This is a genomic window from Clostridium carnis (genome assembly GCF_054657435.1).
This window is the reverse complement of record NZ_BAAHYS010000001.1, coordinates 111,572-129,451: the sequence shown is the minus strand read 5'-3', so window position 1 is coordinate 129,451 and position 17,880 is coordinate 111,572. Positions and strand designations below refer to the sequence as shown.

Sequence of the window (17,880 nt, the reverse complement as noted above, 5' to 3'; positions counted from 1 at the left end):
AAATAATAAATAATTCATTATTAAAATTCAATCATAACTTTAAATTTACAAAATATAATATATAGAAATCATAATAAGGAGGACAACCGGTGATACAAGAAAGAGAAGTAAGTAGAGGATTAACAACAAAAGAAGCTGAAAATAGGCAGAAAACATATGGATTAAATGAATTATCACACAAAAAGAAAACATCACCAATAGTGATTTTTTTATCACAATTTAATGACTTTATAGTATGGGTATTAATAGCTGCAACTGTTATATCAGGTTTAATGGGAGATAAAGCAGATGCGGTTACTATACTTATTATAGTTGTTGTTAATGCAATACTTGGATTTGTTCAAGAATATAGGACTGAAAAGTCTTTGGAGGCATTAAAGGAATTAGCTGCACCTACATGTAAAGTTATTAGAGATGGAGCTTTAAAGGTTTTAAATTCAGTAGAGGTTACAGTAGGGGATTTTATAATCCTTGAAGCTGGAGATAGAATACCAGCAGATGGTACATTTATTGAAGTTTCATCTTTAATGATAGATGAATCATTATTAACAGGTGAATCAGTTGGTGTATCTAAAGATACAAAAAGAGGAAGCAATTCAGGATTTATGGGAACAACAGTTTTAAAAGGAAGAGGTATTTTACTTGTTGATGGAATTGGTATGAAAACAGAAATGGGTAAGATAGCAAATCTTTTGGATAACATTGAAGAGGAAAAATCTCCTTTAAGAGAAAGATTAGATTCTTTAGGAAAAGTTTTAGTAGCATTATGTTTAATAATATGCGCTGTTGTAACAACTTTAGGAATAATTCGTGGAAATGAAATAACAGAAATGTTTTTACTTGGAGTTTCTTTAGCTGTTGCAGCTATTCCAGAAGGACTTGCAGCAATTGTTACAGTTGCACTTGCTCTTGGCGTATCAAGAATGCTTAAAAAGAATGCTTTAATAAGGAAACTGCCAGCTGTAGAAACTTTAGGATGTACTTCAGTTATATGTTCTGATAAAACAGGTACACTAACACAAAATAAAATGACAGTTAAAGAGATATATACAAATGGAAGAATATATGCCTTAGAAAAAGATACTTTAACAGATCATATTATGTTAACTAAGGCACTTGTATATTGTAATGATTGTAATTACGATTTTAAAGTTAAAAACATAGAAAAAGCTCTTTATGGTGATCCAACAGAAACAGCCTTGGTTAAAGCATTTTTTAAGGATGTACCACTTCTAGAGAGTTTTGTATCTAACTCAACAAGGATATATGATATTCCTTTTGATTCTACAAGAAAAATGATGAGTGTTATAGTTAGAGAGGGGGCAAAGGAAACCTGCTATATGAAGGGTGCTCCAGAAAGAGTCATTGAAAAATGTTCGTATATTCTTGAAAATGGAAAGATAAAACCTCTTACTTCACAAAAGAAAAAACAAGTAGCAAACTATATTGAAGCTATGTCTAATAGAGCTTTAAGATGTATTGCAGCTGCGTATAAGGATGAAGGACTAGTAAAGAATGAAACTTTAGAAAAAGATTTAATTTTTCTTGGAGTTGCAGGTAGTATAGATCCACCAAGATTAGAGGTTAGAGATGCAGTTTTAAAATGTAAACTTGCAGGAATTCAACCTGTAATGATTACTGGAGATCATAAAAATACAGCACTTGCAATTGCAAAATCAATAAATATATGTAATACAGATGATCAAGCTATAACTGGTGAAGAAATAGAAGCTATAACTGATGATGAATTAATGAAGAAAGTTAAAAATGTTAGAGTTTTTGCAAGAGTTTCTCCAAATCATAAGCTTAGAATCGTAAAAGCTTTTAAAAAGCATAATAACATAGTTGCAATGACAGGTGATGGAGTTAACGATGCACCTGCTATAAAAGAAGCTGATATTGGAGTTGCTATGGGAATCTCAGGAACTGATGTAACAAAAGAAGCAGCTGCAATGGTTCTTATGGATGATAATTTTGCAACTATAGTATCTGCTGTAGAAGAAGGAAGAGTAATTTATGATAATATAAGAAAGTTTATAAGATATTTACTTTCTTGTAACTTAGGTGAAGTTTTAACCATGTTTTTAGCGTCACTATTTTATATGCCTAATCCATTAACACCTATACAAATACTTTTTGTAAATTTAGCAACAGATGGATTACCAGCTATCGCATTAGGCGTAGATCCTCCAGATAAGGATATAATGATGCAACAACCTAGAGAAAAAGGAGAAAGCATATTTGCAAGAGGGCTATGGTCTAAAATAACTGTTAGAGGTTGCTTAATAGGTATTTGTACACTTTTAGCATTTATGAGTGGAAGATTTTATGGAATGGATTTAGTTACATGTAGAACATTAGCACTAACAACATTAGTTATGTCACAACTTTTACATGTATTTGAATGTAGATCAGAAAGACACTCAATATTTGAGATTAAGATATTTAGTAATCCTTATTTAGTAGGGGCAGTTACAATATCAATGATTATGGTTTGTAGTATATTATATGTACCATTTTTAGCAAATGTATTTAATACAGTTCCATTAGGATTAAATCATTGGGCTATTGTATTATTCTATTCAGGAATAATATTTACAATAAATAGTGTATATTTATTAATAAAATCAAAAAAATAATTTAAAATTATAAAACCCTTAAAATTTATTTGAATTTTAAGGGTTTTATAATTTTAAATTAAAAAATAATGTTAGTATATAAAAGAATAAATTAAATAATGTTTTTACATAAAAAACACTTGTATTTGAGAAAAAGACATGTTATTATTATGGTAGGGGTTGGAAAAAAATAAACGCTTGGGGTGGTTTATATGAAATTTATGAGTACAAGGGGGGGAGAAACTAATGTTTCTTCTTCAAGGGCAATAATAAATGGAATTGCTAAAGATGGAGGACTTTATGTTCCGGAAACAATTCCTAAAATATTTGAAAATATAAAAAGTAATAGTAAATTAAGTTATGAAAATCTTGCTTTTAAAATTATTAGGGAGTTTTTTACAGACTTTAGTGAAGTTGAATTAAAAGGGGCAATTAATGAGGCTTACAAAAATAAATTTACTGTTAAAGAGGAAAATGGATTTTTAGAACTTTATCATGGACCAACTTCAGCATTTAAAGATGCTGCATTACTATTTTTACCTCAAATTATGAAGATAGCTAAAAAGAAGTGTAAGCTTCAAGAGGATATAGTTATTTTAACAGCTACATCTGGTGATACAGGAAAAGCTGCATTAGAAGGCTTTAGTGACATTGATGGATTTAAAGTAGTTGTTTATTATCCTAAAAATGGAGTAAGTCTTATACAAGAAAGACAAATGTCAACTCAAAAGGGCAAAAATGTTAAGGTTATAGGAATTAGAGGGAATTTTGATAATGCACAATCTGGAGTAAAGGAAATATTTTCAGATATTTTATTTAGGGAAAAGTTAAAGAAAAAAGGTTATATTTTATCTTCTGCAAATTCGATAAATATAGGTAGATTAGTACCACAAATAGTATATTATTTCTATGGGTACTTTGATTTAGTCAATAAGCAAAAAATAAAAATGGGGGAAGAAATAAATGTCGTTGTTCCAACAGGAAACTTCGGCAATATATTAGCATCTTATTATGCAAAGGAAATGGGGCTTCCTATTGCAAAGTTTATTTGTGCATCAAATGAAAATAAGGTGCTAACAGATTTTTTTAATGATGGAATATATGATAAGAGAAGAGATCTTATTCTTACAGAATCGCCATCGATGGATATACTTATTTCATCTAATTTAGAAAGACTATTATATGAAGCATATAATAGAAATGGAAATGAAATAAATAAATTAATGAATTCTTTAAAAGATGATGGGGTATATAAAATTAATTCAGAATATAAAGAATTTATGAAGAATTTTTATGCTGATTATGCAGATATTAAGGAGGTATATAAAGCTATTAAAAAATTGTATGAAGAGGAAAATTATTTAATGGATACTCATACAGCTGTAGCTTATGTAGCTCTTAATAAATATATAAATAAAACAAAAGATAAAAAGCAATACTTAATAGCTTCAACAGCTAGTCCGTATAAATTTCCAAGAAGTATTTGTAATGCATTAGGCTTAAATGTAGAAAATAAAGATGATTTTAAAGTTTTGGAAGCTTTAAATGAATTTTCGAAAGTACCAATACCAAATAATCTAAAGAATTTAGAAAAACAAGAAATCTTACATTATGAAGTTTGGAATAAAGAGGAAATGAAAGATGCACTTAGTGCATTTTTAAGGTAGATGTTTATGGTAAGAGTAAAAGTACCAGCTACATCAGCAAATATGGGACCAGGATTTGATACTATGGGAATAGCTTTTAATTTATATAATGAATATGAATTTTCGGAAGAAGATAGTGGGCTGTTTTTTGATGGTATTCCAGAAGAATTTTGTAATGAAGATAATATAATTTATAAAGCAATGATTAAATGCTTTCAAAAGGGAAATTATAAATTTAAAGGACTAAAAATAAAAGTAATAAAGCAATGTATACCAATTGCAAGAGGGCTTGGGTCAAGTTCAAGTTGTATAATAGCAGGGCTTTTAGGTGCAAATTATATAATGGGAAATAGATTTAGTAAAGATGAACTTTTAGATTTAGGAGTAAATATGGAAGGGCATCCAGATAATATAGCTCCAGCACTTTTAGGTGGTATGATTATTGCTATAGTAGATAAAGGGAAAACAATATATAATAAAATTAATATAAAGGAAGGAATAAAGTTTACTTGTATTATACCTGACTTTAAACTTTCAACCAAGGAAGCAAGAGAAGTACTTCCTAAGGAGATTTTATTAAAAGACGCAATATACAATATAGGCAGAGCTTCTTTAATGGCATCTTCTTTTTCTACTGGAAACTATAGATTATTAAAATTTGCTTGTAAAGATAGGCTTCATCAAAATTATAGAAGTAAATTAATAAAATATTACGATGATGTTTACAATAAATGTTATGAGCTAGATGTAATATGTTGTTTTTTAAGTGGGGCAGGGCCTACTATTATGTGTATAGTAGAGGAGAGCAATAAAGAATTTTTGACTTCAATAAAAAATTATCTTAAAATTAAAAAGATCAATTGGGGTGTAAAAGAGCTTTTAGTTAATAATCAGGGGGCTATGGTAATTGAGGGGGACTTAAATAAATGAAGGGTAACTATTTAGTAATTGATAAAAGAGTATTACCAGACGTATATGAAAAAGTTGTAAATGCTAAGAAACTTTTAAAGGAAAGAAAGGTTAAAGATGTTACTGAAGCAGCTAAAACTGTAAATATTAGTAGAAGTGTTTACTATAAATATAAAGATTTTGTTTTTGATTTTGTAGAAACAGCTCAAGGTAAAAAAGTAACATTTAATATGATGATAGTAGATAAAAAAGGTGTTTTATCTGAAATACTTAATTATATATCAGGAGAACATGGCAGTATTATTACTATTAATCAAGGAATACCAATGAATGAAAGAGCAAATTTAACTTTAACGGTAGATATATCGTCATTAAATGTAGATTTAAAAACATTATTAGATGATTTAGGTAAGTTAGATGGTGTAGAAAAAGTTGACTTTATTGCGATGGAGTAAATAAAATAGTTTCAATATATAAAAAAGGAAATGGTAACGAAATAGTAACCAATTTCCTTTTTTTATATTACACTTTATAATAGAAATAGTTTTTATATAATAGGAAGCATTTTAAATATAATTAAATTATATTTAAGGGTTGGATATTTAATAAAAATCTGATATATTTAATATTAATCCATAGTAAACATATCAACATTGTTGGGATTAAACATTTTACATATAAGGTAATATAAAATTCTTTAAAGAGAATACTAAAGATAGTTAGGGGTGATATGAGTGGATATTTATTTCGATAATAGTGCGACAACGAAACCTTATGATGAGGTAATAGATTTAGTTGCTAGTGGAATGCGTGATTATTATGCTAATCCATCTTCACTACATAAACTAGGTATAAAATCAGAAAAAAAACTTACAGAGGTTAGAGAATATTTAGCTTCAAGTATTGGAGCAAATAAAGAAGAAATTTACTTTACATCAGGGGGAAGTGAGGCTAATAATTTAATACTTAAAGGATTATTAAAAAATGGACACCATTTGATAACTACATCATTTGAGCATCATTCTGTTTTAATGAGCAGTAAAGAAATAGAAAAAAATGGCGTAAGAGTTACATATTTAGAAGTTGATGAAAATGGGAAAATATCAATTAAAGCCTTAAAGGAAGCAATATGCAAAGATACTGTTTTAGTATCAATTATGCATGTAAATAACGAAATGGGAGCTATTCAAAATATAGAAGAAATAGGAAAAGTTATAAAAGAAACAAGTTCAAGAGCAAAATTTCATGTAGATGCAGTACAGTCTTATGGAAAACTTAAAATAGATGTGAGAAAAATGAACATTGATATGATATCAGTAGCAGCTCATAAGTTTCATGGACCAAAGGGAATTGGATTTTGTTTTATAAGAAAAGGAATAATTTTAAATCCGTTAATAAAAGGTGGAAGTCAAGAAGGTGGTTTTAGAGCTGGTACTCAAAATGTTCCAGGTATTATGGGGTTAGGAAAAGCGGCTGAAATGACTTTAAGCAATATGGAAAGTAATTATAATAAAGTACTAGAGTTAAAAAGATATATGATAGAAAAACTTTCTAATATAAAGGATATAAGAGTAAATAGTCCTATAGAAGAAGGATTTAGTCCATATATTTTAAATGTATCTTTTAGAGGTATAAGAGCAGAAGTTTTACTTCACTTATTAGAAGAAAAAGATATTTATGTTTCAACGGGATCAGCATGTACATCAAAAAGTAGTGCAACTAGTGGAAGTTATGTTATGAAAAGCTTGAAATTATCAAAAAAGGATATAGAAAGTGCTATTAGATTTTCATTTTCAATAGAAAATACAAAAGAGGAAATTGATAAGGTAATAGAAGTTTTAAGTAGTTCATTAATGTTTTTAAGGAGAGTAAGAAGATGAATAAATTAATTTTAGTTAAATATGCATCAGAGATATTTTTAAAGGGTTTAAATAGAAATAAGTTTGAAAAAAAACTAAGAGATAATATTAAGAAAAAACTTAAAGGGCTTGAGTATGAAATAATATTAGATCAAGGTAGATATTTCATTAAATCAGACAATATAGAAGAAGCAGCGGAGAGAGTAAGAAAGGTTTTTGGAATTTCTGAAGTATGTATAGTTACTGAAGTTAAAAGAGATATCCAAGAAATTAAGGAAGAGGCTTTAAGAAAAGTAAAAGAAGCTTCACCTAAAACTTTTAAAATAGAAACAAATAGAGCAAATAAGCTGTTCACTAAAAATTCTTTAGAAACTTCAAGAGAAGTTGGAGGATATATTTTTAATCATATAGAAGGAATTGAAGTAGATGTTAAAAATCCTGAGTGTTTAGTTAATATAGAAATAAGAGAAAATGCTTATATATATACAACAAAAGATAAGATAAAGGGTGTTGGAGGACTTCCATATGGTATTAATGGAAGCACTATGCTAATGTTATCAGGAGGAATAGATTCACCAGTTGCTGGATATTTAATGGCTAGAAGAGGTGTGGAGCTTCATTGTGTTTATTATCATAGTCATCCATATACTTCTGAAAGAGCAAAGGATAAAGTTAAAGACTTAGCTAAGATATTAGCAAAATATACAGAAAAGGTTAATTTGTATATAGTACCATTTACGGAAATTCAAATGGCAATTATAAATGGATGTAAAGAAGATGAATTAACAATAATAATGAGAAGATTTATGATGAGAGTTGCATGTACTTTATCAGAAAAGTATGGAATACAATCAGTTTCATCAGGAGAAAGTATAGGTCAAGTAGCAAGCCAAACTATGGAAGGATTAATGGTAAGTAATGATTGTGCGGATAGACCTGTATTTAGACCGTTAATTGCGATGGATAAAACGGATATTATGGATATTGCTAGGAATATTGGAACATATGAAACTTCAATACTACCATATGAAGATTGTTGTACTATATTTGTACCAAAACATCCGAAGACAAAGCCAAGAGTAGATTTAATTCAAAAATCAGAAAGTGTATTAGAAATAGACACTTTAGTAGAAAAGGCAATTGAAGAAACAGAATTAGTTACATTTAATTAATATAAATAATTAAGTTAAGTAATTAAATAAAAAGGATGGGATAATGTGAAAAAGAAGATTAGGTTACTATTGTTAATAATAATGACTTTAGTAATTTTCTCAGGATGTGCTTATAATAAAAAAGATGAAAGTATAAAAACTATAAATGTTGCTATGTCAGGTACTTATTATCCTTTTACCTTTTCATCAGGGAATAGTTTAGAAGGGTTCGATGTAGATGTTTGGAATGAAATAGGAAATAGATTAGGCTATAAGATTGAATTTAAAACTGCTGCATTTAGTGGATTATTTGGTCTTTTAGATTCAGGAAAAGTAAATACTATCTCAAATCAAATAACTATAACAAAAGAAAGAAGTGATAAATACTTATTTAGTGATCCATATGTTTATAGTGGAGCTCAAATTATTGTAAATAAGGGAAATCCTAATAAGATTAATTCTTTTAATGACTTAAAAGGAAAGAAAGTTGGTGTTGATTTAGGAAGTAATTATGAACAAATTATAAGAGAGAAAGACTCTAATAATGAAGTTACAGTAGTTACTTATCAAAATACAGATGCTGCTTTTACAGACTTACTTTTAGGAAGATTAGATGGTGTTGTTATAGATAAAATATCCGCTATAGTAACTATAAATGAAAAGGGATTAGAGTTAGAACTTGCAGGAGAGCCAATAGAAGAAGTTAAAAATGCATTTCCATTTGTTAAAAATGAAGAAAATATTAAACTTGTAGAAGATATTAATAAAACTCTTAAAAATATGAGAGAAGACGGAACATTTACAAAAATATCAAACAAGTGGCTGAAAACAGATGTTACAGGAAATAATACAAAATATCTTAAAAGCTTAATTATAAATGTATTAAATGGACTAAAAACAACTTTAAGTTTATCAGTAATATCTATGGTAATTGGGCTTATTATTGGAATTATTATAGCTTTAGTAAGATTTTATAATATGAAAGGATTAAAGCAATTAGTTGAAATTTACATTTCATTTTTAAGAGGAACTCCTTTACTTGTACAATTATTCTTGCTTTATTTTGGATTACCACAATTAGTACCTGCGTTAAAAGGAATAACAGCATATATTGCAGCTATGATAGGTCTTGCATTAAATGCATCAGCATATATAGCAGAAGCACTAAGAGGAGCTTTAGAGGCTATAGATAAAGGTCAAATGGAAGCAGCTTTATCAGTTGGTATGACAAGAGATCAGGCAATGAGAAGAATAGTAATGCCACAAGTTTTTAGAATATCATTACCATCTTTGGGAAATATTTTCATAGATAATATAAAAGGATCTTCATTAGCATTTACATTAGGGGTAACAGAAATTTTAGCTAGGGCTCAAATGAGTGCAGCAGCTAGCTATAAATTTTTCCAAAGTTATATTGTTGTAGCTATAGTATATTGGATAACAATTAGTTTCTTTAACTTCCTTCAAAAAAGAATAGAAAGAAAAATATCAGTTTACTAGGAGGAGAGAAAAGATGATAAGTGTTATTAACCTAAAAAAAAGCTTTGGTAATACCGAAGTATTAAAGGATATTAGTTTAAATGTAAAAAAAGGTGAAGTAGTTGTAATTATAGGACCATCTGGATCAGGTAAATCTACATTTCTTAGATGTTTAAATTATTTAGAAGAACCTAATTCAGGGAAAATAAATATAGGAAGTATTAATATAGATACAGTTAAGGTAAATAAAAATGATATACATAGATTAAGACAACAATCAGCTATGGTTTTCCAAAATTATAATTTATTTAATAATAAGACTGTAATTGAAAATATTACTGAGGCTTTATTAGTAGTAAAGAAAAAAACAAAAGAAGAAGCAAAAGAGATTGCTATAAATATGTTAAAAAAAGTTGGTCTTGAAAATAAAAGAGATTCATATCCATCTACATTATCAGGTGGTCAAAAACAAAGAGTAAGTATAGCTAGAGCTATGGCAGTTAACCCAGAGGTTATTTTGTTTGATGAACCAACATCAGCTTTAGACCCTGAACTTGTATCTGAAGTTTTAGGGGTTATTAAAGAGCTAGCTAATGAAAAAAGAACAATGATAATAGTAACTCATGAAATGAAATTTGCAAGAGATGTAGCAGATAGGATTGTATTTATGGAAGAGGGATTAATTGTAGAAGAAGGAACCCCAGAAACTATATTTACAAATCCAAAGGAAGAGAGAACTAGAGAGTTTCTTAGACTTGTGGAGAAATAATAAAAAAGCAATGAATAATTCATTGCTTTTTTTATAGAAATTATCTAGTTCTCATTCTTGTTGCTTGTTGTCTAGCCTTTTTTAATTGATTATGATCGAAAGGATGTAAATCTTTTTTAGTTGTTAAATTAGCTATGTTTGAAATCATAATAACTTCAGAATTATCCTTTCCCTTTTCTCCGCCAATTCCCATGACGATAATCTTATGACCTTGTTTAACATCTATAAATTCAGGCTTTTTAAACCATCTCTTTTGTTTAAATTGAGTTTTAACTACTCCTTTACCCATATCAGGTTTAATTAAGATATGAGCTTTGAATATTCTCATAATACCTAGTATGTTTTTTTCTTCAATTTTGACTGATAAAACTGTACCAGAAGCACTAGTCATTCTATCTCCATATTTTTGCATATATGCATCTGAAAAATATTTAGTCATTTTATCTTTAAATCCCATAATTAAAACTCCTTTTTATCTGCGAAAATTTATAAAAAATTATAAATAATATAATTACAAGGTCATTATAACATACTTAGGAGCTTTATTAAATAAAAAATTAAATAAATCTGTAAACCTTTATAGTATATTAAAAGAGAAGAATAATAATCTATATAAAATTATAATTTATATAGATTATTTAATAATTTTATATGAAACTCTTCATCTAAAATTATTCTATTTATAATTGCAACTATGTTTTCATCCTGTATAAGATTAGCTGTTTTTCTATATTGAGCTATAGCATCTTCTTCCCCTTTTATATCTTCTTTTAAAATATCATTAAGGGTAGTTCCATATTCTATAAATTTAGGTGTCCAATAAAGTTTTTTACACTTTTTATTTATCCAAAATCCAGGTTCACCACCTAATGCAATTATTAATTCGCCTAATATTTGAAGGTGATGCATTTCAACCATAGCTATACCTCTAATTGTTTCACTAGCATTAGGATCAGTATTTACTAAATTCATTTCATGAAAGATATATTGACCTATAGCTGAAAATTCAGATACCATTCCAGCATAATTAAGTTGAATAAGATTTGCATAGTTAATGTTTTTTTCTTCAACTTCAATTTTAGGATAAGGTAAGTCAACACAATATTTATGTTTAATATCTCTTAAGTCACTTTTCATAATTACTCCTTTAAAAATAAATAATAATTATATTTTATGCAAAGAACTATATTATTGAGAATATTAAATAAAATATAGTTGAAAAATTTAATAGCTATAGTACTATTAAATATATAATTATAGAAAGGTGGAGAACAGTGAATATAATATTTGGTGAAAAAACAAAAATAGCATTATTAGACCTTATTAGCAATAGTAGTTTTGATTACATAAGATTAAAGGTAGCAGCAGTAGGATGTGGAAAACCTGCTTATGAGATATATCCTGACTATAAAACCTCAGAGGATATACTAGTTGAAATAAATGATGTGAAATTTGTTATAGAACAAAAAGATCAGAAACTTTGTAATGATACTGAAATCAAATATGATAAAGAAGTATATAACAAAGGATTTTATGTAAGAAGTTTATAAAGCTTTAAAATATAGAGCTTTAAAGGAAAACCTTAAAATTATAAGCAGAAGGTTAAAATTATTAAACCTTCTGCTTTTTTTATTAGTAATAAACTACCTTATAAAGTCTATAGAAAATTCACCATCACCAACAATTATAACAGTATCATTTTTAGTAAGATGCCCTATAGTAGCAGTAGAATCATCAGGTGTACATTTTTTAAATAATCTTAGTGAGTCATCTGAATTTATTACCATTATAACTGAATTTTTATCAGGGGTTATTAATTTAGCATGAGCCTCACATTTAGTACAAGTAATATCAAAATTATAAATACCTTTTTTGTAAATATCAGAAACAGGCACTTGACTTAAATTACTATCTAAAGTTACTGCAACAGTGGGTAAAAAGTTAGTGTTAATAAATATTAATATAGATAATATTAAAGTGAAAAAAATTTTTTTAATCAAAGTATCATCTCCTTATATATAAGTAGTATTATACAAAGTTAAAAATAATATTATATAAAAAAATAATTTTTATAATACTAAGAAGTAAATTATAATTTAATAATCATTAGCAAATTCATTAAGAAAACATATTATATAGTATGATTAAACTTTAAGATAAAGGATGGATGTACAGATGAATATATGTTTAAAGCTTATATCTCCTATAGGATGTAGGAATTGTGAGTACAATATGATTATTGATGCATGTGGAAATGCAGCTCGTGAAATACGAAATAATTTACCAGAATCATTAATTGGTGATGGTATAAAAATTAACTGCATAGTAAGGTGCTGTGGAGATATATTAGAGCCTCCATGCATTCCATGTAAAAACTTATTTGCATTATCTGAGCCAATAAGAATAGTAGAAAGAAACAACAGAAGAGATGGCTTTGAAGATTTTTATTGTCAAGATTCATGCTTACAAGATTCTTGCTGTGAAGAAGTAAGATGTAATAGAGAAAAGGAATATGCAATAATAATAAGATCTTATAATCCACAATTATCACAATTATTATGCATATATCCTAAAATATTTTTAGAAGATGCTGATGAAACTGTGAAATTAGTATTCTTATTTGATAAAAATGGAAGTTGTAGTCCTTTTATGGGAAATAATAATCAAAATGGTTGGGGATGTGGATGTGGCTGCTGTGATTTTGGATTATTTGGATTACTTTTATTATTCTGTTTATGTTAGAGTTAAAATAATCTCTTAAATAAGCTTGAAATATAAATAACTTTTGAAAAAAAGAATTAGTGAGCTGAGCTAAAATTTAGCTTAGCTCATTATAATTTATAAAATAAAAAAGTTATTTCTATAAATGTTATAATTTTGTTATGAAATTGACACAAATTTTATAGTATAATATATATGTAGACGATAATATGCTAATAGCAAAGCGAGGGGAAATTATTTATGGAAAGATTTCTCATGGACAGGATTCAGCTGACAATTGAGAATTATAGACAAGCAAAAGAAGAGTTAAGAAATGATGGAGATGTATTAAATCATTTTGCATCTCTTATATATGCTCATTATGAAAAAGAAATTCCAGTTGAAAAAGTAAAAGAAATTAGAAAGTATATAAAAATGACATCATCAAGAGTATCACCCTTTAGAGGAGATATGTTGTACATGCTATCTTTGCTTATTGCATTAGATAATGGATCAGAAAAAGAATTAATAGATAGCATATATAAAGTAATGGATATACTTATTGAAGAGGGATTTAATGAATGTGATCATTTAGCTTTAACTTCATTTGTTATTGCGAAATATGGAAAAAATAAGGACAAGTATAATATTGCTTCAAAAATGAAAGATGTGTATATTTTATTAAAAGAGAAATACTATAATATAACGCAAGAGGATGATTATCTAGTTTGTGCATTATGGGCATTAAATGAGATTGAAGTTGAAACTATAGATGAGTTTATAGAAACAATCTATAATCATATGACAGACTTAAATATAAAGTCAAAAAACGGAATTCAAGGTCTTACAAATGCAATTATGCTTAATGGATCATCTGGGCATATGTATAGAACAGTTGAATTTATAATACAATTAGAAAAAAGAGACATAAAGCTTGCACAACAATTTCTTCCAGTTATTGGGGTTTTATCAAATATAAATCCAAGAATGAATGCTGATTTAGTAGAAGGGGTTATAGAAGAGTTGTGTGAGGAAGAGGGCGAATATGAATACTATATGGATAAGGGCTTTAGAACTATAATAGCAATTTCAATAGTAGCATTTTGTACAATTTCTGAAAAAAGGAGATATATTGATGAACTTTTAGCTCAAGGAGTATATTGCTTTATAAAATCTAAAAATAAAGGAATGTTTTCAGAGGTTCTAGTTTAAAAGGGAAAATAAATGGAAAAAGTTATTTTACATGTTGATATGGATGCATTTTTTGCATCTGTTGAGCAAAAAGATAATCCAAGTTTTAAAGGAAAACCAGTAATAGTTGGTGGTGTTAGTGAAAGAGGCGTAGTATCTACTTGCTCTTATGAAGCTAGAAAATATGGTATTCACTCTGCAATGCCAATATTTATTGCTCAAAAGTTATGCCCTCATGGAATTTATTTAAGAACTAGACATGAAAGATATAAAGAAATATCAAAAAAAGTTTTTGATATACTTAAAGAGGTTACACCTTTGGTGGAGCCTCTTTCTATTGATGAGGCATATTTAGATTTAAGTGAAGGTTATTTTGATGATGGATTAGAAGCAGCTAAATATATAAAAAATAAAGTTTTTAAGGAGTTAGGATTAACACTATCTATAGGTATATCTTATAATAAATTTTTAGCAAAGCTTGCATCGGATTGGAATAAACCAGATGGAATAAAAATAATAAGAAGAGATATGTTACCAGATATTTTATTTCCATTATCAATTTCAAAGATATATGGTTTAGGAAGTAAATCTGTTAAAAAATTAAATAATATGGGCATATTTAAAGTAAAAGATCTATACGAAATGCCTAGAGAATTTTATATTGAATATTTAGGTAAATATGGAATGGATATATATTATAGAATTAGAGGAATAGATAAAAGGGAAGTAGAAGTTCAAAGAGATAGAAAGTCTTATGGTAAAGAAAGAACATTTACAAGTGATACAGATGATAAAGACGAAATATTAAGATATGTAAAAGATTTTTCACTTAGTATCACTAATGATTTAAAAATAAAAGGTATTAAGGGAAAAACAATTACAGTTAAGTATAAAATGAGCAATTTTGAAAATCATACTAGAAGCAGAACAATAAATCATTATACTAATGATTTTCAAGAGGTTTATAGTATTTGTGTAGAAATAATAAATGGAGAGGATTTTTCAGGTGGAATAAGGCTTATAGGAATAACCATCTCATCATTTATGGAATTTGAAACAGAACAATTAAGTTTATTTTAATAAATTAAAATTTATTTTATAAAAACAACCTTTCATATAAAGTATTTTTGATTTATAATTAAACTACTAAAGAAAAGAAAAAATTTAGGAGGGACTTAGAATGAATAAACAAGATTTAGCAGCAATGATAGATCATACAATACTAAAGCCGGAGGCTACAGAAGCAGAAGTTGTAAAGCTTTGTAATGAAGCGATAGAGTATAAATTCGCATCTGTATGTATAAACCCATCTATGGTAAAAACAGCTGCATCAGTATTAGAAGGCAGCGAAGTAAAGGTTTGTACAGTAATAGGCTTTCCTTTAGGAGCAACTACTACGGAAGTAAAAGCTTTTGAAACAGAAAATACTATTAAAAATGGTGCCAATGAAGTTGATATGGTTATTAACGTAGGAAAATTAAAAGAAAGAGATTTAGAATACGTTAAAAATGATATAAAAGCCGTTGTTGATGCAGCGAAAGGAAAAGCATTAACTAAGGTTATAATTGAAACATGTCTTTTAACAGATGAAGAAAAAGTTATAGCATGTAAGTTATCAAAAGAAGCAGGAGCTGATTTTGTTAAAACTTCAACTGGATTCTCAACTGGTGGAGCAACGGCAGCAGATATTAAATTAATGAGAGAAACAGTAGGAAAAGAGTTAGGAGTTAAAGCTTCAGGGGGAGTTAGAAGTAGAGAAGATGCTTTATTAATGATTGAAAATGGAGCAACAAGAATAGGAGCTTCAGCATCAATAGCTATATGTGAAGGTAAAAAATCAAACTCAAATTATTAAAATATAATATAAATCAATTTAGACTAAAAATTTGATTTTCAAATTTTTAGTCTTTTTGATTTAGTAGATATTGTTTAAATAAATATTTAAAAGAAGGTACATAATTTAAAATTACTTTTTTAATGAAGAAATAATAAGAATTTATATAATTTATTAGGAAAAAATAAATTATATATTTATAAAAGATATATAAAGCATAAAAGATAAGGGAGAAAAGAAATGAATTATATTATATTAATTATTGGATTTGCCTTTTTAATAAAAGGAGCAGACATATTTGTAGATGGTGCAGCAGCAGTTGCAAAAAAATTAGGAATCCCAACTGTTATTGTAGGACTTACAATAGTATCTCTTGGAACAAGTGCTCCGGAACTTGCAATTAGTTTAATATCATCAGTACAGGGGAATAATGGAATAACAATAGGAAATGTTTTAGGATCAAATATATTTAATACATTAATGGTACTTGGAGTAACATCAATTATTATGCCTATAGTAGTAAAAAAAGCAACAGTTCTAAAAGACTATATTATTACACTGTTAGTAGCATTAGCATTATTAGTTTTTACATTTGGTCAAGTGATAGTTGGCTATGAACCAATTATAGGAAGATTAATAGGAAGTATTTTAATTATAGGATGTATTTCTTATACTATATATTTAATAAATATAACTAAAAATACAAATAATAACAATTTGGATAATCAAGAAGAGCAAGAAACTGTAAATAATATTAATATTGGAAAATGTATAATAAAGATTTTAGTAGGAGTGTCAGGTGTAATTATTGGAGGAAAACTAGTGGTAGATTCAGCTACTAATATAGCATATTCTTTTGGGATGAGTGAAAAGCTAGTTGGATTAACTATAGTTGCAGTTGGAACATCTCTTCCAGAATTAGTTACATCAATGGTAGCTGCTATAAAAGGAGAAAATGATATTGCTATAGGTAATGTATTAGGATCTAATATTTTTAATATATTATTAATTTTAGGAGTATCAGCATTAATTAATCCAATACCAGTTGCTATGACTTTAAGTTTTGATATGATATTTTTAATAATAGTAACTTTAATTCTTGGAGGATTTATGTTCCTTGGAAAAGGAAAAGAACTAAAGCTTAGTAAAGTTGAAGGAGTTTGTTTAGCCACATTATATATAGGGTATGTTATATATATAGTGATGAGAAACTAAAATTATATATAGAATATTAAACCATATTTACAATAGTTTTTATAACATTAATTTTTTAATAATGTACAAACTAATAATGTTAAGGAGGTGTTAATAATGACACATAAATGCGGTTGCGATAGTAAGCATAAAGATACAAACAAAGTCACTCATACACATAATTGTGGTGAAGGTAGTTGTGGAAAAGCTAAAAAAACTGCTACTGATAATCAGTGGGGAAAATAAAAACTTATTAAATACCACATTCGATTAGAATGTGGTATTTAATTTATTTTAAAATAACTATTTTATAGAAATAACCATACTATATTATAAAAGAAAAAAAGGAAAGTGGTAGTATGAAGTTATTTCAAATAACATTAATAATAGCTACTGGAATTTTAATGGCATTAATAGATGTAGCACCTTATTTAAATAGATATAAAAAAGATAATAAGGAATCTGAAGATAAGTAAAGTGTATTGGCAATAATCATAAGTAATGTTTATTGCCAATAATGGTTTAAATAA

General features: G+C 27.4%; 18 protein-coding genes. 15 read left to right on the top strand and 3 right to left on the bottom strand.

Going from position 1 to position 17,880, the window contains the following annotated elements:
- Positions 1–89: 89 nt before the first annotated feature.
- The 8 genes from ACYQ1T_RS00685 to ACYQ1T_RS00650 all read left to right on the top strand — a co-directional run bounded on the left by ACYQ1T_RS00685 (position 90) and on the right by ACYQ1T_RS00650 (position 10,431).
- Positions 90–2,639 (top strand): calcium-translocating P-type ATPase, PMCA-type, encoded by a 2,550-nt coding sequence (locus ACYQ1T_RS00685; protein WP_459830788.1) that lies wholly within the window; start codon positions 90–92, stop codon positions 2,637–2,639.
- Positions 2,640–2,830: 191 nt separating this feature from the next.
- Positions 2,831–4,285 (top strand): threonine synthase, encoded by a 1,455-nt coding sequence (gene thrC, locus ACYQ1T_RS00680; RefSeq protein WP_459830787.1) that lies wholly within the window; start codon positions 2,831–2,833, stop codon positions 4,283–4,285.
- A gap of 6 nt (positions 4,286–4,291) precedes the next feature.
- On the top strand, positions 4,292–5,194 hold the full coding sequence (thrB, locus tag ACYQ1T_RS00675) for a homoserine kinase (RefSeq protein WP_459830785.1): 903 nt from the start codon (positions 4,292–4,294) through the stop codon (positions 5,192–5,194).
- Positions 5,191–5,628: an ACT domain-containing protein gene (locus ACYQ1T_RS00670; protein WP_459830784.1), complete on the top strand. Its 438-nt coding sequence runs from the start codon at positions 5,191–5,193 to the stop codon at positions 5,626–5,628. The genes thrB and ACYQ1T_RS00670 overlap by 4 nt, the downstream gene beginning before the upstream one ends.
- Positions 5,629–5,907: 279 nt before the next feature.
- Positions 5,908–7,053 (top strand): cysteine desulfurase family protein, encoded by a 1,146-nt coding sequence (locus ACYQ1T_RS00665; protein WP_459830783.1) that lies wholly within the window; start codon positions 5,908–5,910, stop codon positions 7,051–7,053.
- Positions 7,050–8,204: a tRNA uracil 4-sulfurtransferase ThiI gene (gene thiI / locus ACYQ1T_RS00660; RefSeq protein WP_459830782.1), complete on the top strand. Its 1,155-nt coding sequence runs from the start codon at positions 7,050–7,052 to the stop codon at positions 8,202–8,204. The genes ACYQ1T_RS00665 and thiI overlap by 4 nt, the downstream gene beginning before the upstream one ends.
- A 45-nt stretch (positions 8,205–8,249) precedes the next feature.
- Complete coding sequence (locus ACYQ1T_RS00655) at positions 8,250–9,683, top strand: ABC transporter permease subunit (RefSeq protein WP_459830780.1); 1,434 nt, start codon at positions 8,250–8,252, stop codon at positions 9,681–9,683.
- A 13-nt stretch (positions 9,684–9,696) separates the two neighbouring features.
- Entirely contained in the window at positions 9,697–10,431 is a 735-nt protein-coding gene (locus tag ACYQ1T_RS00650) for an amino acid ABC transporter ATP-binding protein (RefSeq protein WP_459830779.1), read from the top strand.
- A 40-nt stretch (positions 10,432–10,471) separates the two neighbouring features.
- Here ACYQ1T_RS00650 and ACYQ1T_RS00645 read toward each other — a convergent pair whose 3' ends face one another.
- Complete coding sequence (locus tag ACYQ1T_RS00645; protein WP_459830778.1) at positions 10,472–10,888, bottom strand: hypothetical protein; 417 nt, start codon at positions 10,886–10,888, stop codon at positions 10,472–10,474.
- A gap of 161 nt (positions 10,889–11,049) precedes the next feature.
- Entirely contained in the window at positions 11,050–11,568 is a 519-nt protein-coding gene (locus tag ACYQ1T_RS00640; protein WP_459830777.1) for a ferritin-like domain-containing protein, read from the bottom strand.
- A 137-nt stretch (positions 11,569–11,705) separates the two neighbouring features.
- Between ACYQ1T_RS00640 and ACYQ1T_RS00635 the strand changes: the two genes are divergently transcribed.
- On the top strand, positions 11,706–11,981 hold the full coding sequence (locus tag ACYQ1T_RS00635; protein ID WP_459830776.1) for a hypothetical protein: 276 nt from the start codon (positions 11,706–11,708) through the stop codon (positions 11,979–11,981).
- A 93-nt stretch (positions 11,982–12,074) separates the two neighbouring features.
- Here the strand turns inward: ACYQ1T_RS00635 and ACYQ1T_RS00630 are convergent, their stop codons facing one another.
- On the bottom strand, positions 12,075–12,431 hold the full coding sequence (locus ACYQ1T_RS00630; RefSeq protein ID WP_459830775.1) for a hypothetical protein: 357 nt from the start codon (positions 12,429–12,431) through the stop codon (positions 12,075–12,077).
- Positions 12,432–12,606: 175 nt separating this feature from the next.
- On the opposite strand from ACYQ1T_RS00630, the gene ACYQ1T_RS00625 reads away from it, so the two are divergent.
- From ACYQ1T_RS00625 to ACYQ1T_RS00600, 6 genes are all read left to right on the top strand, one after another.
- Positions 12,607–13,173 carry a hypothetical protein gene (locus ACYQ1T_RS00625; protein ID WP_459830773.1) on the top strand — a complete coding sequence of 189 codons (567 nt, stop codon included), beginning with the start codon at positions 12,607–12,609 and terminating at the stop codon, positions 13,171–13,173.
- Between the two features lie 219 nt (positions 13,174–13,392).
- Positions 13,393–14,343, top strand: coding sequence for a DUF4003 family protein (locus ACYQ1T_RS00620; RefSeq protein WP_459830772.1), 951 nt, complete (start codon positions 13,393–13,395; stop codon positions 14,341–14,343).
- Between the two features lie 12 nt (positions 14,344–14,355).
- Positions 14,356–15,402: a DNA polymerase IV gene (locus ACYQ1T_RS00615; protein WP_459830770.1), complete on the top strand. Its 1,047-nt coding sequence runs from the start codon at positions 14,356–14,358 to the stop codon at positions 15,400–15,402.
- A 100-nt stretch (positions 15,403–15,502) separates the two neighbouring features.
- Complete coding sequence (deoC, locus tag ACYQ1T_RS00610; RefSeq protein WP_459830769.1) at positions 15,503–16,177, top strand: deoxyribose-phosphate aldolase; 675 nt, start codon at positions 15,503–15,505, stop codon at positions 16,175–16,177.
- Between the two features lie 219 nt (positions 16,178–16,396).
- The gene (locus ACYQ1T_RS00605) at positions 16,397–17,371 is read left to right on the top strand and encodes a calcium/sodium antiporter (protein WP_459830768.1); all 975 of its coding nucleotides are present in this window, start codon (positions 16,397–16,399) and stop codon (positions 17,369–17,371) included.
- Positions 17,372–17,467: 96 nt separating this feature from the next.
- Positions 17,468–17,596: a hypothetical protein gene (locus tag ACYQ1T_RS00600; RefSeq protein WP_459830767.1), complete on the top strand. Its 129-nt coding sequence runs from the start codon at positions 17,468–17,470 to the stop codon at positions 17,594–17,596.
- Positions 17,597–17,880 lie beyond the last annotated feature (284 nt).

Excerpts from the sequence above, each read along its gene's own strand:
- ACYQ1T_RS00625 (WP_459830773.1), top strand. The coding sequence starts at position 12,607 with ATGAATATATGTTTAAAGCTTATATCTCCTATAGGATGTAGGAATTGT.
- ACYQ1T_RS00670 (WP_459830784.1), top strand. The coding sequence starts at position 5,191 with ATGAAGGGTAACTATTTAGTAATTGATAAAAGAGTATTACCAGACGTA.
- ACYQ1T_RS00645 (WP_459830778.1), bottom strand. The coding sequence starts at position 10,888 with ATGGGATTTAAAGATAAAATGACTAAATATTTTTCAGATGCATATATG.
- thrC (WP_459830787.1), top strand. The coding sequence starts at position 2,831 with ATGAAATTTATGAGTACAAGGGGGGGAGAAACTAATGTTTCTTCTTCA.
- ACYQ1T_RS00650 (WP_459830779.1), top strand. The coding sequence starts at position 9,697 with ATGATAAGTGTTATTAACCTAAAAAAAAGCTTTGGTAATACCGAAGTA.
- ACYQ1T_RS00640 (WP_459830777.1), bottom strand. The coding sequence starts at position 11,568 with ATGAAAAGTGACTTAAGAGATATTAAACATAAATATTGTGTTGACTTA.
- ACYQ1T_RS00605 (WP_459830768.1), top strand. The coding sequence starts at position 16,397 with ATGAATTATATTATATTAATTATTGGATTTGCCTTTTTAATAAAAGGA.
- ACYQ1T_RS00600 (WP_459830767.1), top strand. The coding sequence starts at position 17,468 with ATGACACATAAATGCGGTTGCGATAGTAAGCATAAAGATACAAACAAA.
- thiI (WP_459830782.1), top strand. The coding sequence starts at position 7,050 with ATGAATAAATTAATTTTAGTTAAATATGCATCAGAGATATTTTTAAAG.
- ACYQ1T_RS00615 (WP_459830770.1), top strand. The coding sequence starts at position 14,356 with ATGGAAAAAGTTATTTTACATGTTGATATGGATGCATTTTTTGCATCT.
- deoC (WP_459830769.1), top strand. The coding sequence starts at position 15,503 with ATGAATAAACAAGATTTAGCAGCAATGATAGATCATACAATACTAAAG.
- ACYQ1T_RS00620 (WP_459830772.1), top strand. The coding sequence starts at position 13,393 with ATGGAAAGATTTCTCATGGACAGGATTCAGCTGACAATTGAGAATTAT.
- thrB (WP_459830785.1), top strand. The coding sequence starts at position 4,292 with ATGGTAAGAGTAAAAGTACCAGCTACATCAGCAAATATGGGACCAGGA.